Consider the following 14,041-nt stretch of genomic DNA (forward strand, 5'->3'; position numbering starts at 1 on the left):
ACGACTCGTGTAGTCAGCGAGGGCCAGCGCAGGAAACACGCGGACCGGCTGGTTAGCGTTGGCCGCCCCTCGTGCCCTAGGCTCAGTTCTTATGAGTGAAGTTTTGGGACTGGCCGGTGTCAGCGTAGTTCGCGGCACCAAAACACTGTTGGATAACATCGATTGGCGCGTCGTCGAAGGCGAGCGTTGGGTGATTCTTGGGCCCAACGGGGCAGGCAAGAGCACACTGCTGCAAATCGCCGCGGCCCGTATGCACCCCACGCGCGGTGTTGCGGGGATCTTGGACGAGGTTTTGGGTGCTGTTGACGTCTTTGAGCTGCGCCCACGCATCGGCGTAGCCTCGGCCAGTTTGGCGCACCAAATCCCGGAGAATGAAAAGGTCCTCAACGTGGTGGTCACAGCGTCTTATGGCGTCACGGGACGCTGGCGCGAAGCCTACGACCGCGACGACGAGCGCCGCGCCTTCAGCCTGCTTGACGAGTGGGGCGTGTCCACGTTCTTCAACCGCCCCTTCGGTTCCTTGAGCGACGGCGAACGCAAGCGTGTGCAGATCGCCCGTGCACTCATGACCGACCCCGAGCTGCTGCTGCTCGACGAGCCGGGCGCCGGGTTGGACCTGGCCGGGCGTGAAGGACTGGTCCGGCGGTTGAGTGAGCTTGCTGCCGACCCCATGGCCCCCAGCACCATCCTTGTCACACACCACCTTGAGGAAATCCCCCCGGGATTCACCCACGCGCTGCTGCTGCGTGAAGGCGGCATCGTGGCCCAAGGGGCCATCACGGATGTTCTGACCGAGGAAAACCTGAGCACCACGTTTGGACTGCCTTTGGCAGTTTCAAGCAATGCCGGCCGCTACACGGCCACGGCGCGCAGCTAGCCTCCCTTTCACGCTCACAACAGCAACAGCCCACGACAGCACGGCACGCCGAGCCAACGAAGCCCAAAGATCCCGGTGAGGGGCCTGCATGAACGCCATTGAGTCATTCTTCATCCTGCTGGGCGGGCTTTGGGCGGGCACCATCAACACTGTGGTGGGTTCTGGAACCCTGGTCACGTTCCCCATCCTGATTGCGTTGGGGATCACCCCCGTCATGGCCGTTGTGAGCAACGCCATGGGCCTGATCGCCGGGGGAGTCTCCGGTGTTTGGGGCTACCGCAGTGAACTGGTGGGCATGAAGCACAACCTCATGCGCCTCATGCCTGCCTCGCTGCTGGGCGGCATCACGGGCGCCTACCTGCTTCTGCACTTGCCTGAAAAGGTATTTCTGTATGTGGCGCCTGTGCTGATTGTGCTCGCACTGCTATTGGTGATCTTCCAACCCAGGCTTCAGCGTTCCATCAAGGCCCGTCGCGAGTCAGCCCCCTCCGCCCGGTCGCATGAAGCACTCATGTTTGTGCTGATCTTCCTGACAGGCGTCTATGGTGGCTATTTTGTGGCCGCCCAAGGTGTGCTGCTCGTGGCCATTCTGGGCATCTTCATGAGCGGCACGCTGCAAAACGCGAACGCGGTCAAAAACGTCCTGACTCTCACGGTCAACTGCGTCGCAGCCGTGTCCTACCTGATCTTCGCCCCCGACAAGATCATCTGGATCGTCGTCGGCCTGATCGCCGTCAGCTCCCTGGTAGGAGGCTTCATCGGAGCGAAGATCGGCCGCCGCCTCTCGCCACTTGTCCTCCGCAGCGTCATTGTGACCCTTGGACTGGTGGCCCTCTACTTCATGGTCATCAAGCTGATCAACGCATGATCATCCCGATCGAGGATGCTGGCGACCCGCGCCTGAACGACTACCGCAACCTCACCGATGTGCAATTGCGCAAAGTCAAAGAGCCGGCCGAGGGTCTGTACATTGCTGAAAGTGGCAAAGTCATTCGTCGTGCCCTTGCAGCCGGCCACGTGCCTCGCTCCTTCTTCTTGAGCGAAAAGTGGCTGCCGGAACTTTCCGATGTGCTCAGCGAGTGGGAGCACATCCCCGCGTTCCTCGGCACGGCGAACATGCTCGAGGAGATCATCGGGTTCAACCTTCACCGCGGCGCCCTGGCAGCCATGCACCGCCCGGAACCAGCCGACGTCGTCAAGCTTTTGGCAGGTGCCCGGCGTGTGGCTGTGCTCGAGGACGTGATTGACCACACCAACATCGGTGCCGCGTTCCGTTCCGCTGCGGCCTTGGGCGTTGATGCCGTCCTCGTCAGCCCGCGCTGCGGGGACCCCCTGTACCGCCGCAGCATCAGGGTCAGCATGGGCACGGTGTTTCAGGTTCCATGGGCCCGGCTGTCCGAGTGGCCGGCAGGCCTGGACCTACTAAGGTCCGCTGGATTCACGACGGCGGCGCTTGCCTTGGCGGAGAACTCGCTGACCATCCATGAGCTGGCTGCACGCAACGAAACAAGATTGGCACTGATTCTGGGCACCGAGGGTGACGGGCTCAGCGCACAAACACTGGCAGCTGCCGATTTTTCCGTCACCATCCCCATGGCTGCCGGTGTTGACTCGTTGAATGTGGCGGCAGCCAGTGCCGTGGCATTTTTTGCGACGCAGCTCCCGCCAGCCAAACCGGCAGCCCCCACAAGCCGGTAGTGTGGTGGTATGAAGATTGGCGAGAAAGTCTCTGATTTCCAACTGCCCGACCAACATGGCAACACCCGGAAGCTCTCGGAGCTGCTGGCAGCTGGGCCGCTGGTAATTTTCTTTTATCCACGGGCCAGCAGCGGCGGGTGCACCAAGGAGGCCTGCCACTTCCGCGATCTGGAATCGGAGTTTGCCGCGGCGGGTGCTTCACTGGTGGGCATCAGCACGGATTCCCCGGCCAGACAGCTGGCCTTCGCCACCGATAACCGCTTTTCCTTCCCGATGCTCAGTGACAGCCAAGGTGAGGTGGCAGACCAGTTTGGCGTTCGACGTCGCCTCCTGGCCAAGACCCTGCCCACGAAACGAGCCACTTTTGTCATCGATGGCGACTTCACTGTGCGTTTCCAAGTCTCCAGTGAGACCAACATGGACGTGCACGCCGATGAGGCGTTGGCCGCGTTGGCCAGCCGGGCTTGGTGATTTCGCCGAGAACCGGTAAAGTTTCTAGCTGGACCTTGTGTCCATAACATTCATCAGTCTGGCAAAAACCAGACGATTACACTTTGAGGTTTACCGTGAAGCAGAACACCCACCCCAAGTACCAAGCCATTGTTTTCAACGACCTGGCTTCGGACACCAAGTTCCTGACGCGCTCCACCGCGACGTCCAAGAAGACCATTGAGTGGGAAGACGGCAACACCTACCCCGTCATCGACGTGGAAATCTCCTCGGAGTCGCACCCGTTTTACACGGGCAAGCAGCGCATCATGGACAGCGCCGGCCGCGTCGAGCGCTTCAACGCCCGCTTCGCTGGCTTCGGCAAGAAGTAACACTTCTCCACCGGCTTTTTGCAGAAGGACCCACACCGTTTGGTGTGGGTCCTTCTGTTTTGTGCAAGTCGTTTTGGCTATCTGCTCCCTTGGCATGGAAAATGAAGCCATGGCTTCTGAACTTCACGGTGAATACAAGGTCCACGGCGGCAAACTGGTGGTGGTGGATTGCTCGGTCGCGGACGGGGCGCTCCGGGATGTGCGCGTCAGTGGCGACTTCTTCCTCGAACCGGATGAAGCCCTTGATGACATCAACGCAGCCCTCAACGGGCTCTCCCACGAACTTCCCGCCGTAGAGATAGCCAACGCAGTCACGGCAGCCCTGCCGGAGGGGTCGGTGTTGTTCGGCTTTTCGGTCCAGGCCGTGGCCATCGCCGTGCGGCGGGCCCTGACACGGGCCAGCAGCTGGGTGGACCACCAGTGGGATATCATCGCCCCCACCGTCCTGCCAACCGCAGTGAATGTTGCACTGGATGAGGTGTTGACTGAAGAAGTGGGGGCGGGTAGGCGCAACCCCACCCTGCGCTTTTGGGATTGGGAGGAGCCATCCGTGGTGATCGGCAGCTTCCAGTCTGTTCGCAATGAACTGGACCCGGCAGGAGTGCAGAAATACGGCATCAAGGTTGTGCGTCGGATCAGTGGTGGCGGTGCCATGTTCATGGAAGCTGGAAACTGCATCACGTATTCCCTGTATGTGCCGCAGACCCTCGTGGACGGGCTTAGTTTCGAGGACTCCTACAAGTTCCTTGATGCGTGGGTTTTGGCAGCCTTGGAATCCATGGGCATTGAGGCGTTTTACATTCCACTAAACGACATCGCCACAGAGCAGGGGAAGATCGGCGGTGCAGCGCAGAAGCGGCTTAGCAACGGCGCCATGGTTCACCACGTGACCATGAGCTATGACATCGACGCAGACAAAATGGTCCAGGTTTTGCGCATTGGCAAGGAGAAGCTTTCAGACAAAGGCACCCGGTCAGCCAAGAAGCGGGTGGACCCGCTGCGCCGCCAAAGCGGTCTGACCCGCGAAGAAATCCTTGACCGCATGTCCGCCACCTTTGCCAACCGCTACGGTGCGCAGCCATCTACCCTCACCGAGGCTGAACTTCAAGAAGCACGTCTGCGGGTCGAGAACAAGTTTGCCACGGATGAATGGTTGCTGCGGATCCCATGAGAGCCATCAGAATGACAGCGAAGAATCCCAGATCACGGTTGCTGAACCAGCCACCAGCATCCTTCGCGTTTGTCATGGCCACCGGAATCGTCTCTGCATCGCTGCTCGACGCAGAGTGGCCACTGGCCTCCAAGATCCTGCTGTGGATAGCCGTTGCGGGCCTCGTGCTGCTCATTGTGGGATTGTTGGGGCGCATCATCCTTCACACCGCAGACGCTGTGGCGGATTTCCGTAACCCGCACAAGGGCTTCGGCTACCTGACCATGGTGGCTGGCATCAATGTTGTTGGCATCGGCTTCCACCCCGTGGCGCCGGCCGTGACCTGGATTCTGGCCGTTTCCAGCGTTCCACTCTGGCTGTTTCTGGCCTACGGTGTGCCGCTGTCCATGATGCTCCGGACAGAGATCGGTGAAAGCCTCCGTCCCCGCCTTTTGCCAGTTGACGGCACTTGGTTCCTCTGGGTGGTCTCTACCCAGTCCCTGTCGATGGCCGCAGCCTCCCTGGCCTCCGGGGGAAGCAACGTGCGCCTGCTCAGCGATGCAGCAGTGGCTTTCTGGGGCATTGGCATCATGCTGTACTTCACGCTCACCACCCTGGTCATCCTGCGTTTGCTCACAGGAGGTGAAAACAAGGGTGGAATAGTACCCACAAACTGGATTTTCATGGGTGCCACAGCCATAACAGTGCTGGCCGGATCCATGATCCTGCACCTGCCCAACGACCTGCCCGTCGTGCACATGGCGGGACCTACAGTTGGCGGTCTGAGCTACCTGCTGTGGGCCTTCGGACTGTGGTGGGTGCCGCTACTGGTGGCCTTTGGCTTCTGGCGCCATGTGGTCAGACGCGAACCTCTGGTATATACGACGGCGCTGTGGTCCATCGTCTTCCCGCTCGGCATGTTTGCCGTGGCCACCTTCAGATTCGGACGCGAAAATTCCATGCCCCTGGTACAGGTTGTCGGACAGGGTGCCACTTGGTTTGCCGTGTTGGCGTGGCTGATAGTTGCCGGCGGCATGGGAGTAGCCTTCCTGAAGTGGCTGCTGCGGCAGTGGACGAACTCCCGCAGCAGCTGACCGCTCAGCCGGCGGATTGAGCCCGGAGGGAACGGAGCAAGTGGTCACGCTGCTCGATGACCATCCGACGCAGCCCCTTGGCGGCGTCAGTGTTCTCAGCCAGCCAGGCATCCGTCCGCATAATTACGGGGTGCTCTTGTGGCGATGTTCCCGGCGCAAGATCTTGGCGCGCCGGGAACAGTCCGCGAACGATCCGTCCGGCAATCTCCAAGCTCTGTTCGCGCCACACCCCTGCAATTGCGGCAAAGTAGGGCTCCACGAAGGGTTCCAGCGCTTCAACTGGGGCCATGGTGAGCCCCTCAATGGTGGCGCTGAGCAGCTCATTGCTCAACGCCTTGCCACCAACTGCACTGTCCCAGAACTCTTGCCGGCGTCCCGCATCCGGAAAAGCTGTCAGTGCCGTGCGGCGGGCGGCACGGTATTCAGCTGTTGTTTCAGCCGCCAGTTCACTATCAAGTTCTGCCGTATCAGCTGCCCCGCGGGCCGAGAGGGCCTGCCACAGAAGCCAACGCAGATTCCTGTCCACGAGCAAGCCCTCAGGCACGTCCACACCGTCCAGAAGTCCGCGAAGACGCGGCACCAGGGTGTCGCTGCCGCGGCCCAGGACTGTAAGTGCGCGTGCCCAGACAAGTTGTTCATCGCTGCCGGGCGCGGTGCTCGCCAAGTGGCGTTCGACTCCGGCGCTCAGCCGTGCAGCTTCCTCCACCCGATGTTGTGGGGGAGTGTAGCAACCAAGGGCGTACAGTGCGTTGTCCACCAGAGTCTGAAGGAGGCTGATATCGCGTTCGTGGCCTGCTTGCTCAATGACGACTTGCAGGTAGGCCGTAGCCGGCAGGAGAACATCGCGGCAAGCGTTCCAGAGCGCGGACCAAACAAGGCTTCGGGCCAGCGTGTCGCTGACCGTGCCCACACCGGCGAGCGCCGTACTCGTAGATCCTGCATCAAGCCGGACCTTTGCATAGCTGAGATCCTGGTCGTTGAGCAGCACAAGGTCCGGCGCCGGGAGTCCGGCCGCCGCGTCCACTGACGTCACTTCCCCGGCAACATCGAGAGACAGCGACTGGCTCCGAACCAGGGCTCCGCCGTCGTAGTTGAATAGGCCCACGGCCAGGCGGTGCGGGCGGAGTGACGGCTGGCCGGTGATGGGGTCAACGGACTCCTGGCGGATCCGCAAAGACGTGATCCTGCCTTCGGCCACGGTGAGCTCCGGTGTCAGGGTGGACATGCCGGAGGTTTGCAGCCAGTGGCCCGCCCACGTGCCGAGGTCGCGTCCGGAGGCGATGCCCAGCGGGGCCAGCAGGTCCTGCAAGGATGTGTTGGAGTATGCGTGCGCCTTGAAGTATTCACGCGATCCGGCGATGAAGGCATCCCGGCCCACGTAGGCCACCAGCTGTTTGAGTACCGAGGCGCCCTTGGCGTACGTGATGCCGTCAAAGTTGGCCTTGGCCGCTTCCAAGTCTGGGATGTCGGCGACGATGGGGTGAGTGGTGGGGAGCTGATCCTGAGTGTAGGCCCACGCCTTGCGGCGGCTGGCAAACAACGTCCAGGACTTCTGCGCCCACGGGGTGGCCTCGGCGACAGCCAGGTGGCCCATGTAGTCGGCGAAGGACTCCTTCAGCCACAGATCATCCCACCAACCCATGGTGACAAGGTCGCCGAACCACATGTGCGCCATTTCGTGCATGATGGTGATGGCGCGCAGCTGGTATGCCATGTCGGTCGCGCGGGAGGCATGGATGTAGGACTCCGTGAACGTCACCAGCCCCGGATTCTCCATGGCGCCCAAGTTGTACTCCGGCACAAACGCTTGGTCGTACTTGCCGAAGGGATAGGGGTTGTCAAAAATGCTGTGGAACCAGGCCAGTCCCGCCTTCGTGATGGTGAAGATTTCCGCTGCGTCAAAGTGTTGGGCCAAGGATGCGCGGCAATATGCAGCCAACGGGATGTCCAGGCGTTGTCCGGCGTGTTTACTTTCTGGTCCGAACGTCATGGAGAAATGATCTTCGGCCTTGAAGTACGGCCCTGCCAGCACTGTGGTGATGTAGGTGGAAATGGGCAGCGTGGGGGCAAAGTCCCAACGCACGGCCTCCGGCGTGTCACGTGCTGACCGTGTTCCGGTGCCCGACTTCACTTCCGTGGACGGCTCCGGTGCTGCGTCCCGCTCCGTGGCCGGTGCCGGCTCCGTCTTTTGGGTCACCGATTGGTTGGAGGCCACTTCCCAGCCAGCAGGTGCTGTGACGTGGAACGTGAAGGGGGCCTTCAAGTCAGGCTGTTCGAAATTGGCAAAAACACGCCGAGCATCCGCAGGCTCGTACTGCGTGTAGGTGTAGATTTCAGCGTCGCTGGGATCCATGAACCGGTGCAGTCCTTCGCCGGAACTTGAATAAGCAGCCGTCGCCTCAACCATCACCGTGTTTTCTGCAGCAAGTCCGGGCAGGTGGATTCTCGATCCCTCAACTACTTCCGCAACGTTCAGCTTCACGTCGTTCAGAGTCACCGACCCAACACTGATTCCAATGAAGTCAAGGAATGTCGTGGGGGCCGGATCGGACTGACCTGACGTGGCAGCGGAAAAGGTGATGCTGCTGCGGGTGGGAAACCCTGGGACGGACAAGTCGCGGGCATGGCTCAGGTCGAGCTCCACGTCGTACTCATGGACGGTAAGGAGGGACTTGCGGGCTGCGGCTTCACTGCGCAGCAGATTAAAGTTCGGCACCAATTCATTCAACCACGGCAGCTGCAAACTTCCACGTGCTGCTGGAAACCACTTCGACTTTGCTCTTTGGCGGACTCAGGGAGCTCGAAAGAACAGACGGCTCAGCAGAACCTCGAAGACCTAGATAGACCCGCCTGACCCAGGTTCAGGCGGGTTCTACGCAGACATCAAGTGCACGGCGCCAAAGGCCAGCGCTGCAATCAGAGCCCAGGCACACATTGCCATGACCGTGGCGCGCAGCCCAGTGTTGAGCAGTTCGCGCACTCGGACGCTTGAGCCAAGGCCAAACAGTGCGGCGCCAAGGGTAATGTCCTGGGCCAGGGCTCCTGCTTCTATGACGCCGTCGGACATCCAGCCGGTGGTGCGCAAAGCTGCCATCAGCAGGAAGCCGACAACGAACATGGGTATGACGGGTGGGAAGCGAGGGGCTGCGGCGGCTTCGGGACTGCCAGCCACCATGAGGGCAAGGGCGCGGGCATGGCGCCTGCGTTCAAGGGCTCCGGCGACCCCAACGATCGGTGCCAGTAGCACCACACGCGTCAGCTTGACCACCACGGCAGCGCTGAGGGCGACGGCTCCTGCGGTTTGCGCGGTCGCCACGACCTGTCCCACATCGTGGACACCTGCGCCCACCCACTGGCCAAACTGCAGGTTGGTCAAGCCCAGAGGGTGCATGAGCAACGGCAGAACGCCGATGGCGAGTGTGCCGCAGAGCGTCACGAGAGCCACGGGTAGCACGGTGTCTTCGTGTTTCGTGTTCTTGACGGCAGCCATGGCGCCGATGGCGGAAGCGCCGCAGATCGAGAAACCGGTGGCGATCAGCAGGGGGGTGTCGCCGCCGAGCTTGAAGAGCTTACCCAAAGTGAATGTGCCCGCGAAGCTGAGCAGCACCACTCCCACGATCAGGGCCACACTGATCCAGCCCAAGCCCATGATGTCGCCCAGGCTGAGCTTGAGGCCAAGGAAGACTATGCCAGCGCGCATGAAGTGCTTGCCGGCAAAGTTCAGCCCGGCCCGCAATGGTCCTTGACACCATTGTGATGTCACGGGCAGGTTGACGGCTGCAATGCCCAGCACGACGGCGATGGTCATGGAAGGCAGCATCGGCACCACTGCGTGCAACAGCAAGGAAACGGCGACTGCGCCAAGGGCTACAGCCAGGCCGGGCGCCAGTGTGTGCAAGGTGGCTCCCTTCGTGACAACGCCGCCGTCGGGCTTTACCATGGGCTGACCTTGTAGTCCTTCAGGAATACACCGTACTGGTCTTCCCCGGATTCACCCATCACGATGGGATCGTACACGCGGGCGGCGCCGTCCACGAGGTCCAAGGGTGCGTGGAAGCCTTCTTCAGCCAAGCGCACCTTGGTGAAATGCGGGCGCTCATCGGTGATCCATCCCGTGTCCACGGCTGTCATCAGGATTCCGTCCTCTTCGAGCATCTCGCCGGCGCTGGTACGGGTGAGCATGTTCAACGCCGCCTTGGCCATGTTCGTGTGCGGATGGCCGGGGCCCTTGTAGGCGCGGGAAAACTGTCCCTCCATGGCTGAGACGTTCACAATGTACTTGCGGCGGGCGCTTGACACCTGCATGGCCGGGCGAAGACGGGACACCAGGAGGAAAGGCGCCGTCACATTGCACAACTGCACTTCAAGCATTTCCAAGGGGTCTACCTGTTCCACCACTTGGGTCCAGCTGTTGATGGTGGCAAGGTCGGGAACGAGGCCTCCGGCGTCGATGGCCGTTCCGGCAGCGATTCGTTCAAGTGACGCCGAGCCCATGGACAGGGCCAAGGCTGCGATTTCATCACCGGCAAGCTGCGGGCTTTCCATCATTTGAGTGGCAAGGGCCAATGGGTGCTTGTCGTGGGCGTGGCCGAAGGTGACAAGTTCTGGCATGGGGGAGTGGGTGGGAAGGTCTTCCAACTCTGCGTCCACCAGCGGCTTGTAGGCGTTGCCTGTCCGGCGCACGGTTTGGGCTGCGTTGTTGATGATGATGTCCAGGGGGCCGGCGTCATTGAGCGAGTCGGCTAGGGCGACAACTTGGCTTGGATCACGCAAGTCGATGCCGACCACGCGGAGCCTGTGCAGCCATTCTCCGCTGTCTTCCATGGCCGCGAAACGACGGGCAGCATCTTTGGGGAAGCGTGTGGTGATGGTGGTGTGGGCACCGTCGCGCAGCAATCGCAACGCAATATACATGCCAATTTTGGCACGCCCACCAGTCAACAGCGCCCGTTTGCCCGAAAGATCAGTGCGTGCGTCGCGCTTTGAATGGTTGAATGCTGCGCAATCCGGGCACAGCTGATGGTAAAACGCATCTACCTGGGTGTAGTGCTGTTTGCAGATGTAGCACGGGCGGGAACGCAAAAGCGTTCCCGCCGTGTCGCCAGTCGTTGACGGCTTGAGCTTGTTACCCCGAGTCTCATCGTCTATCCGGTCAGGTGCCGCCGTCGCAGTTTTCGCAATGACAGCCTTGTCGGCTTCATTGACTGCGTCACGCTTTACGTTACGGCGGTACCGTTTGACGGCCTTGAACATCTTTCCCGTGGCCCTGCGGACCTTTATATAGTCAGGATGCTCTTCGTCATAGACATGGATGTTCTCCAAGACTCTCAAACAATTTTGAATCTCTTCGGGGGTAAAGTCGTCGGCAGTCACTGAACAATTTTAGCCTCTCCAGCGGAGCGGGCTTACCCCGTGACTTCGACAGGCTCCTCCACTGCAGTTTCGGCAGTTTCCTGCTCAACGGCTGCTCCGTCCTGCTCAATACGGCGCTGGGCAACGGAGATGAAGAAACCTTCTTGAATTTCCGCAATCTTCGCTTTGGCCAAGGCCCGCTCGGCTGCATCCGGAACAGGGACTACCTGGCCCTTGCTCAGGACCGTCAGGCCTGACTCGGTGATGACAAAGCCCCGAGCCTTGTCCAGTTCCATGTCCACGCCAATGGCTGCGCCAGCCGGGATCTTCACGTTCTTGTCGATGATCGCCTTGTACACCATGGCGCCTTCGCCGACGGTGACCCTGTCCATCAACACCGATTCCTGAACACGGGCGCCGTCGCTGACGAAGACGTCCTGGGACAGCACGGACTTCTCCACAACGCCACCGGATACCACCACACCTTGGTCCACAATTGAATCAAGTGCGGTGCCTGCAGAGTTATGTGCACCGTGGACAAACTTGGCCGGTGCGGACAGGGAATTACGGGTGTAGATGGGCCAATCCCTGTTGTAGAGGTTGAAGATGGGCAACGGCGAGATCAGGTCCATGTGCGCGTCGTAGTACGAATCGATGGTGCCCACATCACGCCAGTAGTTCCGGTCCCTGTCCGTGGCACCGGGGATGTCATTAGTCGTGAAGTCGTAGACGAAGGCCTCGCCGCGTTCCACGAAGTGGGGGATGATGTCTCCGCCCATGTCATTCTTCGTGTCACTCTTGGCGGCGTCCAACTCCAGTGCTTCGACCAAGGCATCAGTGTCAAAGACGTAGTTGCCCATTGAAGCGAGGAACTGATCAGGAGCATCAGGAAGCCCTGGCGTTGTGGCGGGCTTTTCCACGAACGCTGCAATCTTGTGGGCGCCAACAGCACCGGGGACTTCAGCATTGTCAATCTCAATGACACCGAACTGGTCAGCCATCTCAAGAGGCTGGCGCACTGCGGCGACGGTGGCCCTGGCGCCGGACTTGATGTGGCTGTTCACCATTTGTTCAAAGTCCATGCGGTAGACGTGGTCCGCACCCACCACGACAACAATGTCCGGCTCTGCGTCACCAATGAGGTTCATCGACTGGTAGATGGCGTTAGCGCTTCCAAGGAACCAACTTTTGCCACGTCGTTGCTGAGCGGGAACTGAAGCTACATAGTTACCCAAGAGTGTGGACATGCGCCAGGTCTCAGACACGTGGCGGTCAAGGCTGTGTGACTTGTATTGGGTCAAGACAACCATTTTTAAATATCCCGAGTTGGCCAGGTTCGACAAAGCAAAATCAACCAAGCGGAAACCCGCAAAGGGCACCGCCGGTTTAGCCCTGTCTGCTGTCAACGGCATCAGGCGTTTACCCTCGCCACCTGCCAAAACGATCGCCAAAACTTTTTTGACTGACATGATCCACCCTCCGCCAGCTTTAATGGTTCAGTTTGCGGTGACCTCCGAGGGTCACAACAACTTCACACTAGAACAAATGTGTCCCGACAGACTACCTTGAGAGGGTGCGTATAGACATTGTGACAAAAGAATTTCCGCCCGAGATTTACGGAGGGGCCGGAGTGCATGTCGCCGAGCTCAGCCGTGTACTCGCTGCGAAGGCCGATTTGCGGGTGCATGCATTCGGAAAGGAAAGGGAAAAGGACTTCCATGGGGCCACTGTTGCCTCCTACGAACCCCTCCCTCAACTTGACGATGCAAATGCTGCCGTCCAAACACTGGGGGTGGATTTGCAGATTGTGCCAGCCATTGCCGGTTCCGACCTAGTGCATTCCCACACTTGGTATGCCAACATGGCAGGACACATTGCGGCGCTGCTGCACGGTATCCCGCATGTTCTGAGTGCCCACAGCCTGGAGCCGTTGCGCCCGTGGAAAGCCGAACAGTTGGGTGGCGGCTACGCCGTTTCCTCCTGGGTGGAGAAGACCGCTTATGAAGGCGCCGCTGCCATCATTGCTGTCTCCGACGGCATGCGCCAAGACATCCTCCGCAGCTACCCCGACGTGGACCCGGCCAAGGTCAAGGTCATTCACAACGGCATCGATGTTGCTGCGTGGCAGCGCGATGAGAACGACGACGTCGTCCGTTCCCTTGGCATTGATCCGGACCGTCCCAGCGTTGTTTGGGTTGGAAGGGTTACGCGTCAGAAGGGCGTGCCGTACCTTTTGAAGGCAGCTGCAGCGCTTCCTCCGGAGGTGCAGCTGATTTTGTGTGCGGGTGCCGCAGACACTCCGGCACTCGGCGCCGAAGTCAATGAGCTGATTGAGGGCCTGAAGGCACAGCGTAACGGAGTCATCGTCATCGAAAGGATGCTCCCGCGTGCTGAGCTGATTCAGGTCCTTAGCCATGCAACCGTGTTCGCCTGTCCTTCAATTTATGAGCCGCTTGGCATCGTGAACTTGGAGGCCATGGCATGTGGAGCTGCTGTCGTGGCCAGTGCAACGGGTGGAATCCCAGAAGTTGTTGCCCACGGCGAGACGGGATTGTTGGTTCCGTTGGAGCAGGTTGGTGACGGCACGGGAACGCCCTTGGATCCGGAGAAGTTTGTGGCAGACTTTGCCGCCGCGATGATTGAGGTTGTGAACGATCCTGCGCGTGCCCGAGCAATGGGCGAAAAAGGACGTCAGCGGGCAACAGATCATTTCTCTTGGGAATCGATCGTTGAACAAACCTTGGACGTCTATAAAAGCGTTCTTCCTGGGTAAAAGCTTTTCCGTGCTGTATCTAATTGGTATCTATATGGTACTTAGCTACTTCTTTGTGAGGGCCCTGATCTGTAGATCAGGGCCCTCACAATTTTAACGTCCGTCGAAATATTTGCTGCCCGCCCTATCCACTATCACCATTGATTCTTACTGTCTTTTTGGGGAGGCCGTGGTGGTAGTGGTTGCGGCGTGGTGTTTGTTGGGGGTCGAGGGGGTAGGGGGCGGTGTAGTGGGGTGTGCCGTTGATGAGGGTGGCGTGCCAGGTGCTGTTGTGGA

At 60.1% G+C, this 14,041-nt stretch carries 12 protein-coding genes; 8 read left to right on the forward strand and 4 right to left on the reverse strand.

The genetic code is table 11. The features are described 5' to 3' along the window. Positions 1-91 precede the first annotated feature (91 nt). From JMA46_RS14185 to JMA46_RS14215, 7 genes are all read left to right on the forward strand, one after another. Entirely contained in the window at positions 92-877 is a 786-nt protein-coding gene (locus JMA46_RS14185) for an ABC transporter ATP-binding protein (protein WP_207345997.1), read from the forward strand. An 88-nt stretch (positions 878-965) separates the two neighbouring features. Then, positions 966-1,745, forward strand: a complete 780-nt coding sequence (locus tag JMA46_RS14190) for a sulfite exporter TauE/SafE family protein (protein WP_207345998.1) — start codon at positions 966-968, stop codon at positions 1,743-1,745. Next, on the forward strand, positions 1,742-2,575 hold the full coding sequence (locus JMA46_RS14195) for an RNA methyltransferase (protein WP_207345999.1): 834 nt from the start codon (positions 1,742-1,744) through the stop codon (positions 2,573-2,575). Before JMA46_RS14190 ends, JMA46_RS14195 begins: the two co-directional genes overlap by 4 nt. A gap of 9 nt (positions 2,576-2,584) precedes the next feature. Then, positions 2,585-3,046 carry a peroxiredoxin gene (locus JMA46_RS14200; protein WP_207346000.1) on the forward strand — a complete coding sequence of 154 codons (462 nt, stop codon included), beginning with the start codon at positions 2,585-2,587 and terminating at the stop codon, positions 3,044-3,046. A gap of 95 nt (positions 3,047-3,141) precedes the next feature. Further along, complete coding sequence (locus JMA46_RS14205) at positions 3,142-3,396, forward strand: type B 50S ribosomal protein L31 (RefSeq protein ID WP_207346001.1); 255 nt, start codon at positions 3,142-3,144, stop codon at positions 3,394-3,396. A 109-nt stretch (positions 3,397-3,505) separates the two neighbouring features. Then, complete coding sequence (locus tag JMA46_RS14210; RefSeq protein WP_207346002.1) at positions 3,506-4,567, forward strand: biotin/lipoate A/B protein ligase family protein; 1,062 nt, start codon at positions 3,506-3,508, stop codon at positions 4,565-4,567. Continuing rightward, positions 4,564-5,640, forward strand: a complete 1,077-nt coding sequence (locus tag JMA46_RS14215) for a tellurite resistance/C4-dicarboxylate transporter family protein (protein ID WP_207346003.1) — start codon at positions 4,564-4,566, stop codon at positions 5,638-5,640. The genes JMA46_RS14210 and JMA46_RS14215 overlap by 4 nt, the downstream gene beginning before the upstream one ends. A gap of 4 nt (positions 5,641-5,644) precedes the next feature. Here the strand turns inward: JMA46_RS14215 and pepN are convergent, their stop codons facing one another. The 4 genes from pepN to glgC all read right to left on the reverse strand — a co-directional run bounded on the left by pepN (position 5,645) and on the right by glgC (position 12,461). Continuing rightward, entirely contained in the window at positions 5,645-8,356 is a 2,712-nt protein-coding gene (pepN, locus tag JMA46_RS14220; RefSeq protein WP_207346004.1) for an aminopeptidase N, read from the reverse strand. Between the two features lie 156 nt (positions 8,357-8,512). Continuing rightward, positions 8,513-9,580 carry a putative sulfate exporter family transporter gene (locus tag JMA46_RS14225; protein WP_207346005.1) on the reverse strand — a complete coding sequence of 356 codons (1,068 nt, stop codon included), beginning with the start codon at positions 9,578-9,580 and terminating at the stop codon, positions 8,513-8,515. After that, positions 9,574-11,013, reverse strand: coding sequence for an SDR family NAD(P)-dependent oxidoreductase (locus tag JMA46_RS14230; protein ID WP_207346006.1), 1,440 nt, complete (start codon positions 11,011-11,013; stop codon positions 9,574-9,576). Before JMA46_RS14230 ends, JMA46_RS14225 begins: the two co-directional genes overlap by 7 nt. A gap of 32 nt (positions 11,014-11,045) precedes the next feature. Next, a complete protein-coding gene (gene glgC / locus JMA46_RS14235) occupies positions 11,046-12,461 on the reverse strand; it encodes a glucose-1-phosphate adenylyltransferase (RefSeq protein WP_207346007.1) in 1,416 nt (471 codons plus the stop codon). A gap of 104 nt (positions 12,462-12,565) precedes the next feature. On the opposite strand from glgC, the gene glgA reads away from it, so the two are divergent. Continuing rightward, positions 12,566-13,765 carry a glycogen synthase gene (gene glgA, locus JMA46_RS14240; protein WP_207346008.1) on the forward strand — a complete coding sequence of 400 codons (1,200 nt, stop codon included), beginning with the start codon at positions 12,566-12,568 and terminating at the stop codon, positions 13,763-13,765. The last annotated feature ends 276 nt before the right edge of the window (positions 13,766-14,041 follow it).

The organism is Arthrobacter sp. E3 (genome assembly GCF_017353415.1).
In the GTDB taxonomy this organism is placed as follows: domain Bacteria; phylum Actinomycetota; class Actinomycetes; order Actinomycetales; family Micrococcaceae; genus Specibacter.

Coding starts and splice junctions, on each gene's coding strand:
- JMA46_RS14215 (WP_207346003.1), top strand. CDS start 4,564: ATGAGAGCCATCAGAATGACAGCGAAGAATCCCAGATCACGGTTGCTG.
- JMA46_RS14225 (WP_207346005.1), bottom strand. CDS start 9,580: ATGGTAAAGCCCGACGGCGGCGTTGTCACGAAGGGAGCCACCTTGCAC.
- JMA46_RS14195 (WP_207345999.1), top strand. CDS start 1,742: ATGATCATCCCGATCGAGGATGCTGGCGACCCGCGCCTGAACGACTAC.
- JMA46_RS14190 (WP_207345998.1), top strand. CDS start 966: ATGAACGCCATTGAGTCATTCTTCATCCTGCTGGGCGGGCTTTGGGCG.
- JMA46_RS14185 (WP_207345997.1), top strand. CDS start 92: ATGAGTGAAGTTTTGGGACTGGCCGGTGTCAGCGTAGTTCGCGGCACC.
- glgC (WP_207346007.1), bottom strand. CDS start 12,461: ATGTCAGTCAAAAAAGTTTTGGCGATCGTTTTGGCAGGTGGCGAGGGT.
- JMA46_RS14210 (WP_207346002.1), top strand. CDS start 3,506: ATGGCTTCTGAACTTCACGGTGAATACAAGGTCCACGGCGGCAAACTG.
- JMA46_RS14200 (WP_207346000.1), top strand. CDS start 2,585: ATGAAGATTGGCGAGAAAGTCTCTGATTTCCAACTGCCCGACCAACAT.